Source organism: Comamonas sp. A7-5 (genome assembly GCF_039581385.1).
Lineage (GTDB): Bacteria > Pseudomonadota > Gammaproteobacteria > Burkholderiales > Burkholderiaceae_C > Comamonas > Comamonas thiooxydans.
Window position 1 is genome coordinate 155244 of sequence record NZ_JBCPWO010000003.1, and the last position, 20048, is coordinate 175291.

Sequence of the window (20048 nt, forward strand, 5' to 3'; positions counted from 1 at the left end):
TTGAAGCATTTTTTTCCAAATTCAGGAAAGCTGTGCCGCCAGGGCTTCGAATTCGGCGACCGGCACTTCTTCCGCGCGGCGCTGCAGATCGAACTCGCCGGCAAAGCCCTTGGCTTCCAGCCACTTTCCCAGGGTGTTGCGCAAAATCTTGCGGCGCTGGCTGAAAGCCACCTGCACCAGCTCTTCCAGCAGCTTTGGATCGAGATCCGCAGGCTGCTCGCGCGGAATCATGCGCACCACCGCACTGTCCACCTTGGGGGGCGGATTGAAGCTGCCCGGCGGCACGAACAGCACATCTTCCATGGCGTAGCGCCACTGCAGCATCACCGACAGACGGCCGTAGGCCGAGGTGCCGGCGTCCGCCACCATGCGGTCTATGACCTCTTTTTGCAGCATGAAGTGCTGATCCTGCACCACATCCACCTGCTCCAGCAGATGGAAAAGAATGGGGCTGGAGATGTTGTAGGGCAGATTGCCGACCACGCGCAGCTTGGCCACGCCCAGCCGCGCAGCCAGCGCACGGAAGTCCACCTTGAGCACATCGGACTCGACCACATCGAGATCGTCGCGCAGACGCAGACGGGCCGCCAGGTCCCGGTCCAGCTCGATAACGGTGAGCTTGCCCAGGCGCTCGACCAGAGGCTGCGACAGCGCCATCAGGCCGGGGCCGATCTCGACCATGGGTTCGCCCGCCTTGGGGTCGATGGCCTGGACGATGTTGTCGATGATGGCGCCGTCGGTCAGGAAATTCTGGCCGAAGCGCTTGCGGGGAATATGTTTCATGAATGCGAAAGCGGTGCCTGGGCACCGCTTGGAATGAGGGGGAGCTCCGATGCCCGGTGCGCAATGATGACATTACCGGGCACTTCAAGCGGATTGAATGGGCTTATTGGGGCGGCTCGCGGTATTCCACGAAGGCCTTGCCGCGCAGTTCCTTGAGCCAGGTTTCGTAGTCCTGCTCGGCCTTGCGCTCGCGCACCACGTTGCGAACCATTTCGCGCTGCTCGCGCTCGGTGAGCTTTTCCTGGCGGCGCTCGATCAGCTGAATCAGGTGCACGCCGAAACGCGACACCACGGGGTTGCTGATCTGGCCCGGCTGGAGGCTGTCGAGCACGCGCTCGAACTCGGGCACGAACTGGCCGGGCGAGGACCAGCCCAGATCACCGCCATTGCGCGCGCTGCCGTCCTTGGAGAACTCCTGCGCCAGTTGCTGGAAGGTGGCCTGGCCGGCTTCCACGCGACGCTTGTAGTCCTCCAGACGCTTGGCCGCCTGGGCTTCGGTCATGCCATCGCCTACGGTCAGCAGAATATGGCGGGCGTGGTTCTGCGTGATGTATACAGGTGCTCCGGTCTGAGATTTTTCCAGCACCTTGAGCACGTGGAAGCCTGCGCCCGAACGGAACGGACCGACGATGGCACCGACGGCCGAATTGCCCACCTGTTGAGAAAACAGCTCGGGGTAATCGCTCATGGGGCGCATGCCCATGGCGCCGCCCCCCTGACCGTTGGGTACATCCGAAAATTCCCGCACGGCGGCGATGAAGTCGGGATTCTTGCGCGCCGCTTCTGCCGCCTGCTTGGCCTTGGCCTCGCGCTCCGCCACCACGGCAGGGCTGGCATTTTCAGGCACGGTGATCAGGATGTGGCCCAGATTGGCTGCCGCACCTGCAGCCGCATCGCCCGGACGCTTCTGCTCCTTGAGATAGCGATCGATGTCGGCTTCCGCGACCTTGACTCGACCGTCCACATCACGCTCGCGCACGCGCTGCATCAGCATCTGGTTGCGGATCTCCGAACGGAACTGCGCTTCGGAAATCCCTTCGGCCTTCAGGCGCGACACCAGGCCGGCCTTGTCGGTATTGTTTTGGCGCGCCACATTGGCCACGGCCTGATCGACCGTCATGTTGTCAATGTTGATGCCCGTGTCCTTGGCTTCCTGCAACTGCACGCGCTCGACAATCAGGCGCTCCAGAACCTGGCGGGCCAGCTCGCTCTGGGACGGCAGCTGCCCGCCCTGCTCGGTCACGTTCTGCGCAACGCGCGCCATGCGCGCACGCACTTCGTTATTGGTGATGGGCTCGGAATTGACCACGGCCACGATGTAATCGGCCGAGCGAACACCCTGTGCGGCTGCCGGAGCCTGACGCCCCGAGGGCTGGGCCGTAGCCTCCAATGCACGCGAGATGGAGGAGTCATTGCCAGCCTTGGCCTTGCTGCCGGGACTCTTCAGGCCCTGGGCCTGCACACCGGCAGCCATTACAGCCAGTGCCACGGCAACAGCACATGCATTGGATGTCTTGGAGAAAAAACGCATGAAAAAAGCCTTGATTAATCGTAATTGGTAAAGCGGCTGGGCGGAGTCACCGCCTCACGCAAATATTGGTAGCGCGGCACATTCTGCTTGAGACTGGAGGTGGGGTCGGCACCAAAGCTCAGGCGCGAGAAGCCCACGAACTCCATCTGGAACAGCAGACGCAGATTGGACTGGATGACCGAGCTTTGCAGACGCTCCAGCACCACACGGCCAATCCAGCAGCAACCGTCGTATTCGAAGCCGACCACGGTATCCACCAGCTTGTTGTCCTTGATGGAGTAGTTGAGGCGGCCCACGGCATACCAGCGGCCACCGCCCTGGCCGCGACCGGCGCCCAGATCCTTGCCCTTGTCACCCCAGAGGTCGTTGATGGGCCATTGCCAGCCCACGTCCACCAGCTCGCTGGACGGCTTCTTGGTGACCGTATCCAGCTGCGTGCGGTAGCCGATGTTGAAGGTGCGATAGTTGCCCGGACTGTAACGCGCCGTGGCCGTGGTACGGACCGTGCGGTTCAAGTCCTTGTTGTACTGGGTCGTGCCTTCCAGCGACCATTTGTCGGTCCAGTTGAAGGCAGCACCCAGCAGGATATCGGACAGCTTGCTGGTAGCAGCCACCTCACCGGGCAGCAGCACGCGCTGATCTGACAGGCGAACGCGCTGGGCCACGGCGAACTTGAGCTTTTCCGCACCGCTTTCAGGGTCGATGAAGCGCGAGGTCGCGCCCAGCGTCATCAGATGGTTGTCGGCAATGCGGTCCTGACCGACATAGTCGTTCTCGGAAAAAATACTCGCGAAGTTGAAATCGCTGCGACCCGTATCGTAGAGCGGCAGCATGCTCTGATCGCGATAGGGCGTATAGGTATAGAAGGCTCGGGGTTCGAAGGTCTGCAACAGATTCTTGCCGAACCAGGAGGTGTCGCGCTCGAAGATCAGGCCGCTGTCCAGGCTGAAGGTGGGCAAGGTCCGGTTGGCGCTCTTGCTGCCGTTGCTCATCAACTGATCGGTCTGATACATGGAGGTATGCAGCATCAGCTTGGGCGTGATGAAGGCGCCGGGAGACAGGAATGGCCGGCTCAGCTGCGCCTGCACATAGCTGCGCTGGCCGTTGTTGCCGACCTGACCCGTGATGGGGCGAATCAGCTCGAAGCGTGTGGTGTCGGCCACCACGGAGAAATCCAGCCCATGCGGCAGGTCCAGCGGCGTGTAGCGGTACTGCAGCTGCGGCACCATGCTGTAGGGCGGCGCAATCGGCGAAGTCACATCCTGCTGCACTTGATAGCGCAGCACATTGAGGCTCAGCACCCCATCGCCCTTGGCCCAGCTCAGATTGGCCGTGCTGGGCAGCAGGCGCTGGCGCAGCGCCACGGGAGCCAGGCGGAAGTCGCGCCAGTAATCACCGTCGCTGACGCGGCTCAGATTAAGGTTTAGCCCCAGACCGCCGACCGGCGTGTCGAAGCTCGCACGATGCTGCCAGGAATAGCCCCAGCGATCGCGGTTGCGCAGATTGTCTCCCAGCATGTAGCTGGCATAGGTCTCGCCCGAGTAGCTGGGCTCCAGATAGCGGAACTGCCCCGTCAGGTTCACGCCGCGCTTGGTCATCAGCGAGGGCGTGATGGTCATATCGCGATTGGGTGCGATATTCCAGTAATAGGGCTGCGAATACTCGATACCGCCGAGCTTGTCCATGCCTATCATGGGCGGCAGCAGGCCCGATTTGCGCTTGTCCGAGAGCGGAAAGCTCATGCGCGGCACGGGCAGGACAGTCACACCCTTGAACTTCAGGGACGCACCCTCGGCCACCCCCACCTCTTCGGCCATGTCCAGATGAATGGTCTTGGCCTCGAGCACCCAGCTCGGCTCCCAGCTGGCCTCGTCATCGCGCTGGCAGGTGGTGTAGGTGGCGTCATGGACGACCGAACGATCCTTGTCGATGAAATCCACTCGCGACGACTCGCCATGGCCACCCGTGGCCAGAAAGCGATAGTTGGCGTTGTCGAACTGGCCCTTGAAGGCATCCATCTGCAGATCCAGCGCCGTACCCTCGTAGACATTGCCGGCCTGGTTGATGTGGACCGAGCCCACGGCGTTGATCCTGTCGTCCGGAACCGCATAGTCGAGCTTGTCCGCGCGGATCATGGTGTCGCCGCGGCGCAACTCTGCCCCGCCATGAACCGAGGCCTTGAGATCGGGCTGACCGGACAGACTGTCACCTTTGATATAGATGGGCTGCTGGTCACGCACTTCCTGAGGATAGCTCTCCTGCAGCGCGCTGCTGGACTTGAGTTCCAAGGCTGGCAGCTCGCCCGCGACGCTGGAGGAGGACGATCCGCTCGCTTCGGCCGACTGGGCATAGGCCTGCATGCCAGCACCCGCCCATGCCAGTGCCACAGCCCATGCCAGAGGACGAATCACCGGCCGAGCAGTCCCCGCACGCGTCGAACGGGCAGGGCAGGCAGGTAGGAAATCTCGCGGATGGGATGGGGATTGCACGATGATCTTGAACGTCAAAAGCGCGCGTGCCCTGGCACACGTCAACAGAAAACCGAGAGCCTAGCACCACTGTCCACAGATGCGGCGGCATCGGTTTGTAAAATCCGATTATCCATGACCGCTCCTATCACCCCCACAGTTGGCGTTGCCTGGGCAGATTCTGCCCGCCACGCCGCATTCGACGCCTGGCTGGCACCGCTGGCTCAAAAGCACCAGCTGCTTCCCGCAACCCTGCGCCCCGCTTCGGCCGATGCGAGCTTTCGCCGCTATCTGCGCCTGGATCGCAGCGATGGAAGCAGCCTGATCGTCATGGACGCGCCGCCAGACAAGGAAGATTGCGCGCCTTTTGCCAAGGTTCAGGGCCTGATGAACCAGGCCGGCCTGTGCGTGCCGCAGATCCTGGACTGGGATGCTGTTCACGGCTTCATGCTGCTCAGCGACCTGGGCGGCCAGACCGTCATCGAGGCTCTGAACCCCGAAAAACCCCAGGATGCCGAAGCCTGGTACCGCTCGGCCATCGAGGTGCTGCTGGACTGGCAACTGGCCTCCAAGGCCGGCAATACCGGCAGCTTGCCTCTCTATGACGAGGCCCTGCTGCGCCGCGAGCTGCAGCTGTTTCCCGACTGGTACATCGCCAAGCACCGCCAGTTCACGCTGGACGACAAGCAGCAGGCCCTGCTCGGCAAGACCTTCGATCAGATCGTCGCCCACAATCTGCAGGCTCCCAGCGTCTATGTGCACCGTGACTTCATGATGCGCAACCTGATGCAACCTGTGTCCAGCGGCGCGCCGCTGGGCGTGCTGGACTTCCAGGATGCCGTCTACGGCCCCATCACCTATGACATCGCCAGCCTGCTGCGAGATGCCTTCATCAGCTGGGAAGAGGACTTCATCATCGACATCACCATCCGTTACTGGGAAAAGGCCCGCAAGGCCGGCCTGGTGGGCGCCAACAGCGCCAGCGGCTGGGGTGATGACTTCGGCGAGTTCTACCGTGGGGTTGAATGGATGGGTCTGCAGCGCCACCTCAAGGTTGCGGGTATCTTTGCGCGCCTGACGCTGCGCGACGGCAAGCCCAAGTATCTGGCCGATACGCCTCGTTTCATCCACTACATCCGATCCACCTGCAACCGCTACCGCGCGCTGGGCCCGTTCCTCAAATTGATCGACGAGATCGAGGGTATCCAGACGCAGGTGGGTTACGCCTACGGGCGGATGTGAGCACACCCCCTGAGCCGCTTTGCGGCTTCCCCCTCTCTGCTTCGCGGAGGGGGACGACACCAGCGCTGCGGGGCGGCCCTTGCGCGGTGTCCCTAGGTTAGAGGGTGCCAGTTTTACAGGCTGCGAAGCAGCTCTAACCGCAAGTAACAAATATCAATTTCCCCTATGCCGCGCTATCACTGCCCTATTCCACTGCACATCGGCAACGAGCTGGACCTGCCTGCAGGTGCCGCCCGCCATGTGCAGGTGCTGCGCCACCAGCCCGGCGATGTCATCACCCTGTTTGAGGGCCAGACCGGCAACGGTTTTACCGGTGGCGAGTTCCAGGCGACCATCACCCACATGGGCCGCAGCGATGTGGGCGTGCGCGTGGACAGCCACAGCCCCGCCGAGCGCGAAGCCGCACGTGCCGTGCACCTGGTCGTCGGCATGCCCGCCAACGAGCGCATGGACTGGCTGGTGGAAAAAGCCACCGAGCTGGGTGTCGCCAGCATCCAGCCCGTGATGGCGGCACGCAGCGTGCTCAAGCTCAAGGGCGACCGCGCCGACAAGAAGATCGAGCGCTGGCAGTCGATTGCCGTCTCGGCCTGCGAGCAATGCGGCCGCAACCAGGTACCCGTGATTCACGCACCCCAGTCGCTGGCCGACTGGCTGCGCAGCCAGCAGGCGCCTGCGGCCGATGCGGCGCGTCTGGTGCTGTCGCTGCGCGAGGGCAATCAACCGCTGCGCGCCGCCGCCGGCGATGCCCGGGCAGTCTGGGTGCTGCATGGCCCCGAAGGGGGTCTGACCGCCCAGGAAGAAGACTGGGCGCTGGAGCAGGGCTGGCAACCTGCAAGCCTCGGCTCCCGCGTGCTGCGCGCTGAAACGGCATCTGTTGCCGCCCTGTCCCTGCTGGCCCTGGAGTAAATCAATGAGCAGCTGTCATCTCTCTCTGGCCAAGCCCGAGTTTTATCTGCAGAACTTTCGTGTGGAGGCTCCCGAGCCCAGGCCCGAAAGCATCATCACCCCGCGCCGCCTCGGCTGCATCATCATCAACGCTGCCACAGAGTCCTCTGCAACGCTCTTGGGACGTACGTTTTCAGCTCCTGAAGAAGGAGCACCCGCACTGCCGGTGGAACGGCTGCTGGTGCCGGCCAGCTTCGGTCTGGTGCCGCACTGGGTCAAATCGGCCTCGGACGGCCGCCTGCGCGCGCTCAAGCTGGTGAATGCAAAAATCGACAATCTGACCACGGGAACGGCCTTTCGTGATGCCTGGCTGGCCGGCCAGCGCTGCATCGTGCCGCTGCAGGCCTTTCAGGTCGACGACCTGCGCCCCGGCAAGCCCCTGCCGACCCGTATCACCCGCGTGGACAACCAGCCCATGGGCGCCGCCGGCGTCTGGGCGCGCTGGGTGGGCGAGGACGGCGAGGTCATCGTCAGCTACGCCCTCATCACCATCAATGCCAATGCCCATGCGCTGATGAACCGCTACGGCCAGCCCGGCAACGACAAGGCCATGCCGGCCATCCTCAACGAAGGCGCATACGACGCCTGGCTCAATGCCAAGGTCAACAAGGCCAAGGAGTTTCTGCGCCCCTACCCGGCGGAAAAGCTGCGCGCCAATCCCGTGGAAAAAGGCCGCAAGCAGCCGCCACAGCAGTGGTAATCAGGGGGCTGGAAACTGCTGTTCCAGCCACTGCTCGAGCCGCGCAAAAACCGGTGCGGCCAGTTCGGGGCTCTCGTTGAAGATCTCGTGATAGGCCGCCTCAAAGCACTGGGACTGCACCAGATCGCGTGGCGCCTGGGCGGCAAACGCGGCGCTGCCGGCAGGGTTGACCAGCTTGTCCTCGCCCGCCCATAGCAGCAGCGTGGGCACGCACCAGGCCGTGGCCTTGGACAGCACATGGCGGCCACCCTCGGCCATATAGCGCGCCAGCCTGGCGCTGATGCGTCGGTGCTGCAGTGCATCGGCGTCATAGGCCAGAGCCACTTCGGGATCATGCGAGAGATGCGCGGACTGCACGCCATTGGCCACGCGCAGATTGGGCAGCAGCCTGGGCAGGCTCGCCACCAGCGCCTTCTGCACACCCGACAGATGCAGGGCCAGCGCCGGCGAGGACAGCACCAGCCCGTCCACATGACGCAGGCCGGACGCGACAAAATCAGCGGCCACCAGTCCACCCAGGCTGTGCCCCAACAGCACCAGGGGCTGATGCCTGGGCATGGCTGCACGTGTGGCATCGAGCACCACGGCCAGATCGTCGAGCAAGCGCATATCGCTGGTCAGGCCGCCCTGCGGCCCGCCCGACAAGCCGTGGCCATACTGGTCATAGGCCCGCACCGCAAAGCCGAGCTCGTTGAGCCGCTGCGCCAGCGCGGCATAGCGGCCGCTGTGCTCGCCCAGGCCATGCACCAGCAGCACCTGGGCACGGGGCTTGACTCCCGGCGCCAGCGGCCAGTCGCGCAGCGCAAGCTGGGTGGCGTCCGATGCGGCCATATGCAGCAGCCGGGGCGTCGTCTGGGTACGGGTATCGGTAGGCGTCATGCACGGTCTCTTCAGCTGGCAAGAGCTTGCAGGATGCAGCCGCCCCCCGCCCGCGTCAACCGTGGCAATCCTCGACCCGTCCCTAGGAATTCAACACTGTCGCCACCAAAAGGATAGCTGCCGGCGCTTTCTGGAAAAGCGTCAGCAGCTATTTTCAATGCCGCGATCAGGCTTGGTCCGGCTCCGTCTGATGGCGGGCCATGGCGGCAATCACCTCGGCCACCGACGCCGTGAGTTTCTTGGCATAGGGCACATGGAGGAACTCGTTGGGACCGTGGGCATTGCTCTTGGGGCCCAGCACGCCGCAGACCATCATCTGCGCCTTGGGAAAGCCCTTGCTCAGCATATTCATCAGCGGAATCGTGCCGCCCTGGCCGATATAGCCGCAGCCGGCGCCGAAATGGGCCTGGCTGGCGGCATTGAGCGCCTTCTCGAACCAGCCGTCCATGCCCGGCGCATTCCAGCCGCTGGAGCTGGACAGGCCTTCCCAGGTCACCCTGGCCTCATAGGGTGCGTTGTCCTCCAGCAGGGCCTTCATCTCCTGCACGCAGGCTGCGGCATCGACCAACGGCGGCAGCCTCAGGCTGAGCTTGAAGGCCGTGTAGGGGCGCAGCACATTGCCGGCATTTTGCAGATTGGGCATGCCCTCCACACCGGTCACGCTCAGCGTGGGCTCCCAGGTGCGACGCACCAGGGCCTGGACGGGATCGGTGGTCGTGGGCAGGGACACACGAGCCGAGCCCCCGCAGTCGTAATGCGCCCAGGGAAAGCGCGCATAAGCGTCCTCGCCGAGGATCTCCGCCGTGGCGCGGATCTGCGCCATGCGCTCGGCCGGCACCTCGCAGTGAAAGCTCTGCGGCAGCACGCGGCCGTTCTTGCTGTCCTCGAGACGATCCAGCACCTGGCGCATGATGCGAAAGGATGAGGGCACCACGCCCGAGGCATCGCCCGAGTGAACACCCTCGGTGAGGATCTGCACCTTGAGCGTGCCGCTGGCCATGCCGCGCAGGCTGGTGGTCAGCCACAGCTGGTCGTAGTTGCCGGCACCGCTGTCCAGACAGATCACCAGGCCCACATCGCCCAGACGCGGGCGCAAGGCATCCACATAGGGCAGCAGATCGGCCGAGCCGCTTTCCTCGCAGGTCTCGATGATGGCCACGATACGGGGGTGAGGCACGTTCTGGCGCTTGAGCTCCTGAATCGCCGCCACGCTGGCATAGACCGCATAGCCGTCGTCGGCGCCGCCACGCCCGTAGAGCTTGCCGTCCTCGTACTTGGGCGTCCAGGGACCCAGATCGCTGCGCCAGCCTTCGAACTCGGGCTGCTTGTCGAGGTGGCCGTACATCAGCACCGTGGGACTGGTCGAGGCCTTCTCGGCCGTACCTTCCACCTCGAAGAAGATGACCGGCGTGCGACCCGGCTGCTGAATCACCTCCAGGGTCAGCCCGGCCACTTTTTGCGCTTCCACCCAGGCCGCAGCGTTGCGCAGCACGGTGGCGATATGGCCTTGCTGCTCCCAGTCGGGTGCAAACATGGGCGACTTGGCAGGAATGGTGATGTAGTTGGTCAGCTCGGGGACGATGCTCTGGTCCCACTGCTCGGTGATGTGCTGCAGCGCGTCCTGTGGCTGCAGCAGATTGATGGGAGTACGTGCGTTCATGGTCGGCTCCTTCAGTGACGGGGCTACGAGCCATGACGGGCCCGCGCCATGCCCGTGATTGTGCGCCAATGCCGGTGCCTGCGCCGCAGGCATTGACATGGCGATCAGGGTTTAGCGCAATGCCAGCGCCCCCCGCTCCAATTGGAAGCGGGAAACCTCCGTCAGCAGGCTTTCTGCCTGTTGGCGCAGCCCCTCGGCAGCGGCTGCGCTTTCCTCCACCAGGGCAGCGTTTTGCTGCGTGGCCTGGTCCATCTGCATGACAGCCTCGCCGACCTGGGCCACGCCTGCGCTCTGCTCGCTACTGGCTGCGCTGATCTCGCCCATGATGTCCGTCACGCGGTGAATGGCACTGACGATCTCGTCCATGGTGTGACCTGCCTGGTCGGCCAGCGCACTGCCGTCTGCCACGCGCTCCACGCTGGCAGTGATCAACGTCTTGATTTCCTTGGCCGCATCGGCGCTGCGCCCCGCCAGGGCGCGCACCTCGCTGGCCACCACGGCAAAGCCTCGGCCCTGTTCACCGGCGCGTGCAGCCTCCACGGCCGCGTTCAGTGCCAGGATATTGGTCTGGAAGGCAATGGCGTCTATGACGCCGATGATGTCGGCAATGCGCGAGCTGCTGGTGTCGATGTCCTGCATGGTCTGCACAACGCGCGCTACTACGGCACCGCCCTGCCGGGCCACTTGCGAGGCGTTCTGCGCCAACTGATTGGCCGTCTGGGCGCTATCGGCGTTCTGGCGCACGGTGGCGTTGAGCTGCTCCATGCTGGCCGCCGTTTCCTCCAGCGCGCTGGCCTGGCTTTCGGTACGCGCAGACAGGTCGGCATTGCCCTGAGCAATCTCGCTGGAGGCATGCTGCATCTGCACCGATGCGCCGTGCACGCGCTGGACCAGTTCGCGCAGCGCGCCGCGCATGGTTTGCAGATCGGACATCAGCCCCCGGGCCATGCCGCCCGAGCTCCCATCGGTCAGATCGCCATCGGCCACGCGGCGCAACGCCTTGCGCGCATCGGCCGGGTCTCCGCCCAACTCGCTGCGCAGCGTGCGCACCATCACCCAGAGCAGCGAGGCCGAGATGACCACGGCCAGCAGGGCCAGCAGACCCGACCACAGCTGCATGCGCTGGGCGCTGGCACGGGTGGCCGCATGCGATGCTTCGGCCGCATCGCGGGCCGCCTTGAGCTGTTGCAGCACGGCTTCGCGCAGCTTGCGCCAGGCCGGGGTTTCCCGAGTCTTGAGCGCGACGGCGGCAGTGTCATAGTCCTCTGCCGCCAGAGTCACGATCTGGTCCTGCGCTTCGGACTGAGCCTGGCGCAAGGCCTGCAGGCTCTTGACGGCGACTTCCAGGTCCGTGCCCTGCACGCGCTGGCTCAGATCGTCATAGGCGGCGTCATAGGCCCGACGAGCATTGCCCAGGTTCTGCACGGCCTGCCAGTCCGACGGATCCATCACGATATTGCGCAGGGCCTGGCCCGATTGCAGGCCCTGGGCATACAGCTCCTGCAACTGCGCCACCACAGCTTGATCGTTCCTCAGGTAGTCGTTGAAATCGGACTGTGTGCGGGTCAGCCCCCACTGGCTGCTGAGCAGCGCCAGAACAAACAAGGCTGCAGGCGCAGCCGAGCAAAAAATGAGACGGGAACTAAAACGCATGGCAAGGCGCGCGCCGGCCGAAGCTTCGGCGCATTGATTCGGATCAAGAAGAAATAAGCAGTTGATTATGAATCAAATGCTTACATTCTTGCATTGCGGCAGCAGCACCGCGCTTTGCCGCAGGAGTGCGGCCATCTCAGACTTCAGAGCTTCTCGCGCTTATCAGGCAATGAATTCGATGTGAATCGATACCAGATTCATTGCCAATGAACCGCAATTAGCTACTGTTTCAAGAGCAGCAATCAGGCATGCTCGAAGTGGAACACCGCCGTTGTCGCCAACAGATTGGGCAGGCTTCTCACCACCTGACCGTTTTGCAGACCGAAGGAGTCGCGAATGCGCAGGCGGTTCTTGGTGGCCAGCACCTCGAAGTCCTTGTAGGTGCCCACCCGAATATTCGGCGTGTCATACCACTGGTAGGGCAGGCGACGCGTGACCGGCATGCGCCCGCGCAGCACGGAGAAGCGATTTTGCCAATGTGCAAAGTTGGGAAAGGCAACCACGCCTTGCTTGCCGATGCGGGCCGTCTCCTGCAACATCACCTCGGCATTGCGCAAATGCTGCAGCGTGTCGATCTGCAGCACCACATCGAAGCTGTTGTCGCCGAAGATAGCCAGGCCGTCCTCCAGATTGAGCTGCAGCACGTTCACGCCGCGGCGCGTGCAGGCCAGCACATTGGCGTCGTCCAGTTCCACGCCATAGCCCGTACAGCCGCGCTCGCGCACCAGATGCTCGAGCAGCGCTCCGTCGCCACAACCCAGGTCCAGCACGCGTGCGCCCACAGGCACCAGCTGGGCAATGGCTTTCATGGTGGTCAACTCGGTCATGCGGCTTCTCCTGCGCGTTCGGCGGTATTCAGTTCTTTGGCAATGCCTTCAAAATAGGAGCGCATCACGCCCATATAGCGTGGGTCATCAAGCAAAAACGCATCATGACCATGGGGGGCGTCGATCTCGGCATAGCTGACGTCGCGGTTGTTCTCCAGCAGCGACTTGACGATCTCTCGGCTGCGCGCCGGAGCGAAGCGCCAGTCCGTCGTGAAGCTCACGAGCAGAAACCGGGCCTTGGCCACGGCCAGCGCCCGGGTCAGATCGCCGTCATGGGAGCGCGCCGGATCGAAATAGTCCAGTGCGCGTGTGATGAGCAGATAGGTGTTGGCGTCAAAGTAGCCGCTGAACTTCTCGCCCTGGTAGCGCAGATAGCTCTCAATCTGGAACTCCACATCCTGGGTGCTGTACAGGTAATCGCGCCGATCCGGCGCCGGGCCGCCCCGAGTCGGGTCAGCCCCCTCAGCGAGGAGTGCGGGGGCCCTGAGACTGCGGCCGAACTTCTGGTTCATCACGTCATCGCTGAGATAAGTGATGTGACCGATCATGCGCGCGATGCGCAGGCCGCGCGCGGGCACCACGCCATGCTCGTAGAAATGGCCGCCGTTGAAATCCGGGTCGGTGACGATGGCGCGACGCGCCACCTCGTTGAAGGCAATGTTCTCGGCGTTCAGATTCGGCGCACTGGCCACCACCACGGCATGGCGCATGCGCTCGGGATAGCGCAGCGACCAGGACAGGGCCTGCATGCCGCCCAGGCTGCCGCCCAGCACGGCGGCGAGCTTGCCTATGCCCAGGCGGTCCAGCAAACGTGCCTGCGCATCCACCCAGTCCTCCACCGTCACCACGGGAAAATCCGCACCATAGGGCTTGCCCGTGGCCGAGTTGGTGTGCATGGGGCCGGTAGAGCCGAAGCAGGAGCCCAAATTGTTGATGCCGATGACAAAGAACTTGTCGGTATCGACGGGCTTGCCCGGACCGATCATGTTGTCCCACCAGCCCTCGCTCTTGGGCTGGCCCTCGTAGCTGCCTGCTACATGGTGGGAGGCATTGAGCGCATGACAGACCACGATGGCATTGCTCTTGTCGGCATTGAGCTGGCCATAGGTCTCGAAGGCAAGGTCGTAATCGGCGATGGAACCACCGCTCTGCAAGGGCAGCGGCTCATCAAAATGCATGAACTGAGGTGTCGCGATGAAGGACATATGAAAAAACCCGGCATCGCTAAAAACGAGGCCGGGTCGGTGTACTGTCACTTCGCGGACGGGTCTTTAGCTGGATTTATAAAGCGCCCGCAAGCTTTGGCAAATCGGCGCGTGAAAAGTGCAGTGTACTGCATTCATTGCACCGAACTCAAAAGCAGACTGTCAAAGCTGTCCAAGCCTTTTGAGCCTTGTGCAAATAGCTATGCTTTCGGTAGTTTCACACTTTGGTCAGGAGCGCCGCCACACCCAGCACCAGGAAGATCACGGAGCACACACGGTGAATCGTCTTGATCGGCAGCTTCTTGGTGATCTTCTCGCCAAACCACACCACCGGTGCATTGGCCAGCATCATGCCCAGCGTGGTGCCTGCCACCACCCAGTAATACGACAGAGGGTACTTGGCGGCCAGGCCCACCGTGGCCAGTTGGGTCTTGTCCCCCATCTCGGCCAGGAAGAACAGCATCAGCGTCGTACCGAAGACACCCCAACGCCCGGCGCCATTGCCGGTATCGTCATCGTCTAACTTGTCGGGAATCAGCATCCAGCCCGCCATGAGGATGAATGAAACCCCCAAGATCCAGCGCAGCACGTCGGGACCTAGCATCGTGGTGATCCAGTTGCCCACGGCGCCGGCCAGAGCATGGTTGACCAGCGTCGCGGCAAAAATGCCGGCCACGATGGGCAGTGGCTTGCGGAACTTGGCTGCCAGTACCAATGACAGCAGTTGGGTCTTGTCCCCCATCTCGGCCAGGGCGACGATGGAGGTGGATATGAGAAAGGCTTCCATGATGGGGATAGACGGCCGGAGTTGCCAGAACGCATTGATCACGCACCGACTCCGGCCTATCTCTTCATAGGTTTTCTCGGTACGTAATCAATGGTCTCGGCCGGTCGCACCACGCATTGCACGCGGTACCGCATGCGCCATAGGTCGCGAGGACCCAAGTCTGTTGACGCATGCATCCGGCAGACGGCTGCCGAACGGCCTACTCCCCAAAGAAAGTAGCCGTCATTCTACATGCTTAACCCTGTAAGACATCTGCGTATTTGGATATTCAAAATTTTGTATTTCAGGGTAACTCCCATCAGGACAATGTTGTTACAAGCACGAAATTTGATCTTTTCGTAATACTACGGCTTCTCTTGTGACTCATAATGCTTGAGTCTTTGTCTGGAAAGCAATTTCTGGATGGGGCAAGTGCGTTAGCGTCTCTAATGTTGTCATCCAAGGCTGACTCCCTAGGGCTCCATCGCGTTTTCAAGTTTTTTCAGGAGTCCAGCATGGGCAACAAGCTTTACGTAGGCAATCTGCCTTATTCCTTCCGCGACCAAGATCTGCAAGACAGCTTCAGCGAATTCGGCACTGTGAACAGCGCCAAGGTGATGATGGAGCGCGACACCGGCCGTTCCAAGGGCTTTGGCTTTGTGGAAATGGGCAGCGATGCCGAAGCACAAGCCGCTATCCAAGGCCTGCACGGCCAAAACCGTGGCGGCCGTGATCTGGTCGTGAACGAAGCACGCCCCATGGAGCCTCGTCCTCCCCGCTCCGGCGGCTTCGGCGGCGGCTTCGGCGGCGGTCGTGAAGGTGGTTTTGGCGGTGGCCGTGGTGACGGCGGCTTCGGCGGTGGCCGTGGCGACGGCGGCTACGGCCGTCGCAATAGCTACTAATCAGTTATTGCCAATAACAAAAAAAGGATCTTCGGATCCTTTTTTTGTTGCTAAACGTTAGCAATGCGGTTTTCGAGCATTTATTTTTTTCATTGTTCTCCGTCATAATTCCTTTCTCGGGCATTTCCCGTTCACAAGCGAATAAGTGTTCAGGATTTTTTGCATGTTTTCCCATGGATATGCAGTGGACGTCCTGAATTCGATCGCGCCATTGAAGCATTGAGGAGCTAGGAGTTATTAATGGGCAATAAGCTGTATGTCGGCAACCTTCCTTATGGTGTGCGTGACAACGATCTTGAGCAGGCGTTCAGCCAGTTTGGAGCCGTAGCAAGTGCACGCGTCATGATGGAACGAGACACCGGCCGCTCCAAAGGCTTTGGTTTTGTGGAAATGGCCAGCGAAGCAGAAGCACAAGCCGCCATTCAAGGCATGAATGGTCAGCCCCTCGGGGGTCGCAGCCTCGTCGTGAATGAGGCACGCCCTATGGAACCCCGCCCCCCTCGCTCCGGCGGTTATGGAGGCGGCTTCCGCAGTGAAGGCGGTTTTGGCGGCGGTAATCGCGATGGCGGTTACGGTGGCCGCAGTGAAGGTGGTGGCTATGGTCGCGGTGATGGCGGCGGCTATGGCGGTGGTGGTCGCGGCGAAGGCGGCTTCCGCAGCCCCTATGGCTCAGGCCCACGCCACGGCGGTCGCGGCGGCTACGGTGGTGGCAATAACCACGGCGAATGAGCTCCTTTTAGCAGCTCAGCAATAAAGGCACGATATCGTGCCTTTATTTATTTTTGAAGACATTCAAATGCATAGTCATTTTCTCAATGTCTTCCACTCAATCCTTTTTTAGATGCCGGGGCTTTCTGGTTTTCCCCAGAGTCAATCTATCCCACAGATAAGCGGGCAACAGCCGCATTACGCTGCCGACAATCCTCATCTGCCAGGGAATAATCGCATATCTGGCTTTGCGCTCGATAACACGAAAGGCACGCCTTGCGAACTCCTCGGGCGAGAGCAGAAAAGGCATGGAATACGGATTATTTTTCGTCAACGGAGTGTCCACATAGCCAGGCAATAAACTGGTCACAGAGACCCCGGATTTCTGCAACTCAACACGCAGACTCTCACAGTAAGCAATGGCTGCCGCTTTACTGGCCGAATATGCGGCATGGCCAGGCAAACCGCGAATACCAGCCACACTGCAAATACCCACCAGACGCCCGGAGCCGCGTCGCACCATGGGTGCAATAAACGGCTGGAAGCTTGCAGCCAGCCCCATGGTGTTGCTGGCCAGCACCTGCTGCATGACCTCAAGATCCTCGCGCAAGGCGGTATCCACACCCCAGCTGACACCCGCGTTGGCAATAACAACATCAGGCAGGCCCTGGTGCTCAAGACAGGCATTCGCAGCACTGCAAGCACTTGCTATGTTCGTGACATCCGCAGCATAAACGGCGTAGCGGGATGCATCCATTCGCATGGACTGCGCCCATTGCTCCATGAGCACGGTGCGTCTTGCCACCAGTGCGATCGACCAGCCACGCTGATAGTAGTACCAGGCCAGGGCCTGCCCAATGCCGCTGGAGGCACCGGTGATATAGACGAGTCCGGCCCCATGCCCTGCCATGATTTACGGCTTTTGGTTGGGCAGGATGACACCCTTGACCCGCCCCTGCATCTGCAGAATCTGATCAAGGTGCGCATACTGCATGCTGTCACCCGTAAATCTGTCACTGCCACGGGTCATGACCACCGCTTTGTTGGTGCTGACGCGCTCGTCATTGGGCCAGATTTGCAGGAACTCGCTCTCCAGCCGCATGGCAGGCAAGGCCTTCTGGGTTGCAGTTGCAGGCACCGGCTCGCGCTGAATGACGGCCTGGCCGAACATCTGGATTTCCGAGCCGTCGCCATTGCTCAATGCCCGGTTGGAGCTGCCCACGGTCTTGCGTCCATCAGGCGTGAAGCTCAGCATGCGTGCGTCGTAGACTTCCAGCGTATCGGTATCGGGAAAGTGCTCACCTGTCGCGCCATTCAGGCGATTTTTGAGGCGGCCCGATGCTTCGAAATTCTTGATGACGAAGTCTTTGAGGAAATAGTCTGGATCGTGCCGCACGGACTTCTCCGCGCCACTGACAATCGGCTTGGGAGCATTGCGCACCAGCCACCAGGTGCCCAGCGCCAGCAGGCCCATGATGAGCACGGGGAGGTACATCGAGGCCTTGTCGCCCACACGGCGCCATTGCCCGCTCATGAGCCATACCCCGAAAGCAGCGCCGCATAAGCACCATTGGCGGCCAGCAGCAGATCGCAGAACTGCCGCACCGCCCCCTCTCCGCCATTCTTGGCACTAACCCAGTCCGCCACATGCGATGCCTCGTCATGGGCATTGGCGGGTGCGCAGGAAAAGTGGCTGCGACGCATGACGGGAAGATCGGGCCAGTCGTCCCCCATGGCGGCGGCCTGCGGCCATTGCAGACCCAGTTCAGCCAGGATGGACTCGGCAGCCGGCACTTTGTCCTCCGTGCCAAAGCACGCATGTTCAATGCCCAGTTGCTTCAAGCGCAAACGCAGCGGCGCAGAATCTCGCCCCGTCACCACGGCCGGCGTGATGCCGGCCTTTTGCAACATTTTCAGGCCATGACCATCCAGCGTATGGAAGCGCTTGAGGACCTCACCCTCACCCGAGAAGTAAAGGCCGCCGTCGGTCAGGACGCCATCCACATCGAAGAAGGCCACACGAATTCCCTGGGCCTTGAGCAACAGCTGTGGGTCCCATTGCTGACGGGGTGTCAGAGCAGGTCGGTTCATCAAATCACCTTGGCACGCATCAGATCGCGAATATGCACCACACCCTGCAGGCGCTGATTGTCATCGGCCACCAGCACTGCGGTAATGCCATGTTCTTCCATCATGCGTGCCGCAGCCACCGCCAGCAGATCGGGCTTGATCGTCAGAGGCCTGGCATGCATGACGTCCTGCGCCGTGCGGCTGCGCAGATCCACGCCGGCTTCCACACAGCGGCGCAAATCACCATCGGTAAAGATCCCCACCAGCTCACCGGATGCGTTGACCACGGCGGAGCAGCCCAGGCCCTTGGCACTCATTTCGCGCATCAGGTCCACGCTGCTCACATCCTGGGCAACCTGGGGCACATCGACACCACGACGCATCACATCGCGCACATGGGTCAGCAGTCGTCGTCCCAATGCTCCTCCGGGGTGTGAGCGCGCAAAATCCTCGGCACCAAAGCCCCGAGCATCGAGCAAGGCCACGGCCAGCGCATCTCCCATGGCCAGCTGAGCCGTGGTGCTGGCAGTGGGAGCCAGGTTCAAGGGACAAGCTTCCTTGTCGACATGGGTGTCCAGCACCCAGTCTGCATGTTTGGCCAGTGTCGATTGCAGACCGCCGGTCACGGCCACCAGGGGCACGCCCATGCGCTTGATGGCGGGCAACACGCCCGTCAGCTCATCGGTCTCGCCGCTATTGGACAGGGCCAGCACCAGATCGTCCTGTGTCAGCATGCCCAGGTCACCATGACTGGCTTCTGCGGGGTGCACGAAAAAGGAAGGGGTCCCTGTGGACGCGAGCGTCGCAGCCACCTTCCGGCCCACATGCCCGCTTTTACCCATGCCCATGACCACCACACGGCCTGGCAGCTGCAGAATGCGCTGAACCACCGCCGTGAATGCGCCATTGAGGCGCACCGACATCGCACGCAAGGCAGCGGCCTCTATATCCAGGGCCTCACGGGCCAGGTTCAAAGCTCGCGGTGCGTCGATCAGACGCGAATTGGCAGCATCAGAATTCATGCCCGGATTTTAGCCAGCCCATGCTTGCCGGGCAGCGGGCAACACCCCTTTGGCCCGCATTTCAGGCCCGAGCCCATACACTGGCGAGCATTCAAGAACTCAGGCGGCCACATGCAAACTTCCACCAGCGTCAACGACTATCTGCGTGACCATATCCGCACCGTGCCGGACTGGCCTGCGCCGGGCGTGCAATTCCGTGACATCACGCCCCTGCTGCAGGACCCCAAGGTTTTTCGCATCATGACCGATGCCTTTGTTCATCGTTACATGGACCCCAAGCTGCGCCCCGACGTGGTTGCCGGCCTGGATGCGCGCGGATTTATTCTGGGTGCCGTGATCGCCCACGAGCTCAACGTCGGCTTTGTGCCCATCCGCAAAAAAGGCAAACTGCCCTTCACCACGGTGGAGGAAACCTATGAGCTCGAATACGGCAGCGCTACCGTGGAGCTGCACACCGATGCCGTCAAGTCCGGCGACCGTGTGTTGCTGATCGACGATTTGATCGCCACCGGCGGCACCATGATGGCCGGCAAGAAACTTCTGGAAAAGCTGGGGGCTACCGTGGTGGAAGGCGCAGCGATTGTGGATCTGCCGGAACTGGGCGGCTCCAAGCACCTCAAGGACAGCGGCCTGCCCCTGTTCACTCTGGTTGACTTTGCCGGGCACTGAGCAGCCCCGCAGCAGCCC

Annotated in this window: 19 protein-coding genes; 6 read left to right on the forward strand and 13 right to left on the reverse strand. The window is 62.1% G+C overall.

The window, feature by feature from the left end; genetic code table 11:
* Positions 1–21: 21 nt before the first annotated feature.
* The 3 genes from rsmA to AAIL67_RS06305 form a co-directional block, all read right to left on the reverse strand.
* Complete coding sequence (gene rsmA, locus AAIL67_RS06295) at positions 22–783, reverse strand: 16S rRNA (adenine(1518)-N(6)/adenine(1519)-N(6))-dimethyltransferase RsmA (protein ID WP_003072305.1); 762 nt, start codon at positions 781–783, stop codon at positions 22–24.
* 103 nt (positions 784–886) lie between these two features.
* Entirely contained in the window at positions 887–2314 is a 1428-nt protein-coding gene (locus tag AAIL67_RS06300; protein WP_034406509.1) for a peptidylprolyl isomerase, read from the reverse strand.
* A 14-nt stretch (positions 2315–2328) separates the two neighbouring features.
* The gene (locus AAIL67_RS06305; protein ID WP_343483737.1) at positions 2329–4674 is read right to left on the reverse strand and encodes an LPS-assembly protein LptD; all 2346 of its coding nucleotides are present in this window, start codon (positions 4672–4674) and stop codon (positions 2329–2331) included.
* 243 nt (positions 4675–4917) lie between these two features.
* On the opposite strand from AAIL67_RS06305, the gene AAIL67_RS06310 reads away from it, so the two are divergent.
* From AAIL67_RS06310 to AAIL67_RS06320, 3 genes are all read left to right on the forward strand, one after another.
* The gene (locus tag AAIL67_RS06310) at positions 4918–6024 is read left to right on the forward strand and encodes a phosphotransferase (RefSeq protein WP_063662350.1); all 1107 of its coding nucleotides are present in this window, start codon (positions 4918–4920) and stop codon (positions 6022–6024) included.
* 165 nt (positions 6025–6189) lie between these two features.
* On the forward strand, positions 6190–6930 hold the full coding sequence (locus AAIL67_RS06315; RefSeq protein ID WP_343483602.1) for a 16S rRNA (uracil(1498)-N(3))-methyltransferase: 741 nt from the start codon (positions 6190–6192) through the stop codon (positions 6928–6930).
* Positions 6931–6934: 4 nt separating this feature from the next.
* On the forward strand, positions 6935–7669 hold the full coding sequence (locus tag AAIL67_RS06320; RefSeq protein ID WP_343483603.1) for an SOS response-associated peptidase family protein: 735 nt from the start codon (positions 6935–6937) through the stop codon (positions 7667–7669).
* Here AAIL67_RS06320 and AAIL67_RS06325 read toward each other — a convergent pair whose 3' ends face one another.
* The 6 genes from AAIL67_RS06325 to AAIL67_RS06350 form a co-directional block, all read right to left on the reverse strand.
* Positions 7670–8548 (reverse strand): lysophospholipase, encoded by an 879-nt coding sequence (locus AAIL67_RS06325; RefSeq protein ID WP_343483604.1) that lies wholly within the window; start codon positions 8546–8548, stop codon positions 7670–7672. It abuts the gene before it with no gap.
* Between the two features lie 166 nt (positions 8549–8714).
* Positions 8715–10208 (reverse strand): M20 family metallopeptidase, encoded by a 1494-nt coding sequence (locus AAIL67_RS06330; RefSeq protein WP_063662359.1) that lies wholly within the window; start codon positions 10206–10208, stop codon positions 8715–8717.
* Between the two features lie 111 nt (positions 10209–10319).
* Positions 10320–11861, reverse strand: coding sequence for a methyl-accepting chemotaxis protein (locus tag AAIL67_RS06335; protein WP_343483605.1), 1542 nt, complete (start codon positions 11859–11861; stop codon positions 10320–10322).
* 242 nt (positions 11862–12103) lie between these two features.
* A complete protein-coding gene (gene metW, locus AAIL67_RS06340; protein ID WP_059440020.1) occupies positions 12104–12688 on the reverse strand; it encodes a methionine biosynthesis protein MetW in 585 nt (194 codons plus the stop codon).
* Positions 12685–13893 carry a homoserine O-acetyltransferase gene (locus AAIL67_RS06345; protein ID WP_045839342.1) on the reverse strand — a complete coding sequence of 403 codons (1209 nt, stop codon included), beginning with the start codon at positions 13891–13893 and terminating at the stop codon, positions 12685–12687. The genes metW and AAIL67_RS06345 overlap by 4 nt, the downstream gene beginning before the upstream one ends.
* 217 nt (positions 13894–14110) lie before the next feature.
* Positions 14111–14680: a TMEM165/GDT1 family protein gene (locus AAIL67_RS06350; RefSeq protein ID WP_343483738.1), complete on the reverse strand. Its 570-nt coding sequence runs from the start codon at positions 14678–14680 to the stop codon at positions 14111–14113.
* A gap of 494 nt (positions 14681–15174) precedes the next feature.
* Between AAIL67_RS06350 and AAIL67_RS06355 the strand changes: the two genes are divergently transcribed.
* Complete coding sequence (locus AAIL67_RS06355; protein ID WP_003066853.1) at positions 15175–15561, forward strand: RNA-binding protein; 387 nt, start codon at positions 15175–15177, stop codon at positions 15559–15561.
* 240 nt (positions 15562–15801) lie between these two features.
* Positions 15802–16290, forward strand: a complete 489-nt coding sequence (locus tag AAIL67_RS06360) for an RNA-binding protein (protein WP_003066850.1) — start codon at positions 15802–15804, stop codon at positions 16288–16290.
* Between the two features lie 97 nt (positions 16291–16387).
* Here AAIL67_RS06360 and AAIL67_RS06365 read toward each other — a convergent pair whose 3' ends face one another.
* Genes AAIL67_RS06365 through AAIL67_RS06380 form a run of 4 tightly spaced genes read right to left on the reverse strand, consistent with a single transcriptional unit; the run spans position 16388 to position 19361 of the window.
* Positions 16388–17179, reverse strand: coding sequence for an SDR family oxidoreductase (locus AAIL67_RS06365; RefSeq protein ID WP_343483606.1), 792 nt, complete (start codon positions 17177–17179; stop codon positions 16388–16390).
* Between the two features lie 3 nt (positions 17180–17182).
* Entirely contained in the window at positions 17183–17803 is a 621-nt protein-coding gene (lptC, locus tag AAIL67_RS06370) for an LPS export ABC transporter periplasmic protein LptC (RefSeq protein ID WP_343483607.1), read from the reverse strand.
* On the reverse strand, positions 17800–18360 hold the full coding sequence (locus AAIL67_RS06375; protein ID WP_343483608.1) for an HAD hydrolase family protein: 561 nt from the start codon (positions 18358–18360) through the stop codon (positions 17800–17802). Before AAIL67_RS06375 ends, lptC begins: the two co-directional genes overlap by 4 nt.
* Positions 18360–19361 carry a KpsF/GutQ family sugar-phosphate isomerase gene (locus AAIL67_RS06380; RefSeq protein WP_003066843.1) on the reverse strand — a complete coding sequence of 334 codons (1002 nt, stop codon included), beginning with the start codon at positions 19359–19361 and terminating at the stop codon, positions 18360–18362. Before AAIL67_RS06380 ends, AAIL67_RS06375 begins: the two co-directional genes overlap by 1 nt.
* A gap of 111 nt (positions 19362–19472) precedes the next feature.
* On the opposite strand from AAIL67_RS06380, the gene AAIL67_RS06385 reads away from it, so the two are divergent.
* Entirely contained in the window at positions 19473–20030 is a 558-nt protein-coding gene (locus tag AAIL67_RS06385; RefSeq protein WP_003066840.1) for an adenine phosphoribosyltransferase, read from the forward strand.
* Positions 20031–20048: the final 18 nt, after the last annotated feature.

Bases quoted from the DNA above. Each gene is read 5' to 3' on its own strand.
- AAIL67_RS06385 (WP_003066840.1), top strand. From the start codon at position 19,473: ATGCAAACTTCCACCAGCGTCAACGACTATCTGCGTGACCATATCCGC.
- rsmA (WP_003072305.1), bottom strand. From the start codon at position 783: ATGAAACATATTCCCCGCAAGCGCTTCGGCCAGAATTTCCTGACCGAC.
- AAIL67_RS06320 (WP_343483603.1), top strand. From the start codon at position 6,935: ATGAGCAGCTGTCATCTCTCTCTGGCCAAGCCCGAGTTTTATCTGCAG.
- AAIL67_RS06345 (WP_045839342.1), bottom strand. From the start codon at position 13,893: ATGTCCTTCATCGCGACACCTCAGTTCATGCATTTTGATGAGCCGCTG.
- AAIL67_RS06380 (WP_003066843.1), bottom strand. From the start codon at position 19,361: ATGAATTCTGATGCTGCCAATTCGCGTCTGATCGACGCACCGCGAGCT.
- AAIL67_RS06330 (WP_063662359.1), bottom strand. From the start codon at position 10,208: ATGAACGCACGTACTCCCATCAATCTGCTGCAGCCACAGGACGCGCTG.
- AAIL67_RS06365 (WP_343483606.1), bottom strand. From the start codon at position 17,179: ATGGCAGGGCATGGGGCCGGACTCGTCTATATCACCGGTGCCTCCAGC.
- AAIL67_RS06360 (WP_003066850.1), top strand. From the start codon at position 15,802: ATGGGCAATAAGCTGTATGTCGGCAACCTTCCTTATGGTGTGCGTGAC.
- AAIL67_RS06335 (WP_343483605.1), bottom strand. From the start codon at position 11,861: ATGCGTTTTAGTTCCCGTCTCATTTTTTGCTCGGCTGCGCCTGCAGCC.
- lptC (WP_343483607.1), bottom strand. From the start codon at position 17,803: ATGAGCGGGCAATGGCGCCGTGTGGGCGACAAGGCCTCGATGTACCTC.
- AAIL67_RS06310 (WP_063662350.1), top strand. From the start codon at position 4,918: ATGACCGCTCCTATCACCCCCACAGTTGGCGTTGCCTGGGCAGATTCT.
- metW (WP_059440020.1), bottom strand. From the start codon at position 12,688: ATGACCGAGTTGACCACCATGAAAGCCATTGCCCAGCTGGTGCCTGTG.
- AAIL67_RS06305 (WP_343483737.1), bottom strand. From the start codon at position 4,674: ATGCAGGCCTATGCCCAGTCGGCCGAAGCGAGCGGATCGTCCTCCTCC.
- AAIL67_RS06315 (WP_343483602.1), top strand. From the start codon at position 6,190: ATGCCGCGCTATCACTGCCCTATTCCACTGCACATCGGCAACGAGCTG.
- AAIL67_RS06375 (WP_343483608.1), bottom strand. From the start codon at position 18,360: ATGAACCGACCTGCTCTGACACCCCGTCAGCAATGGGACCCACAGCTG.
- AAIL67_RS06325 (WP_343483604.1), bottom strand. From the start codon at position 8,548: ATGACGCCTACCGATACCCGTACCCAGACGACGCCCCGGCTGCTGCAT.
- AAIL67_RS06350 (WP_343483738.1), bottom strand. From the start codon at position 14,680: ATGGAAGCCTTTCTCATATCCACCTCCATCGTCGCCCTGGCCGAGATG.
- AAIL67_RS06355 (WP_003066853.1), top strand. From the start codon at position 15,175: ATGGGCAACAAGCTTTACGTAGGCAATCTGCCTTATTCCTTCCGCGAC.
- AAIL67_RS06300 (WP_034406509.1), bottom strand. From the start codon at position 2,314: ATGCGTTTTTTCTCCAAGACATCCAATGCATGTGCTGTTGCCGTGGCA.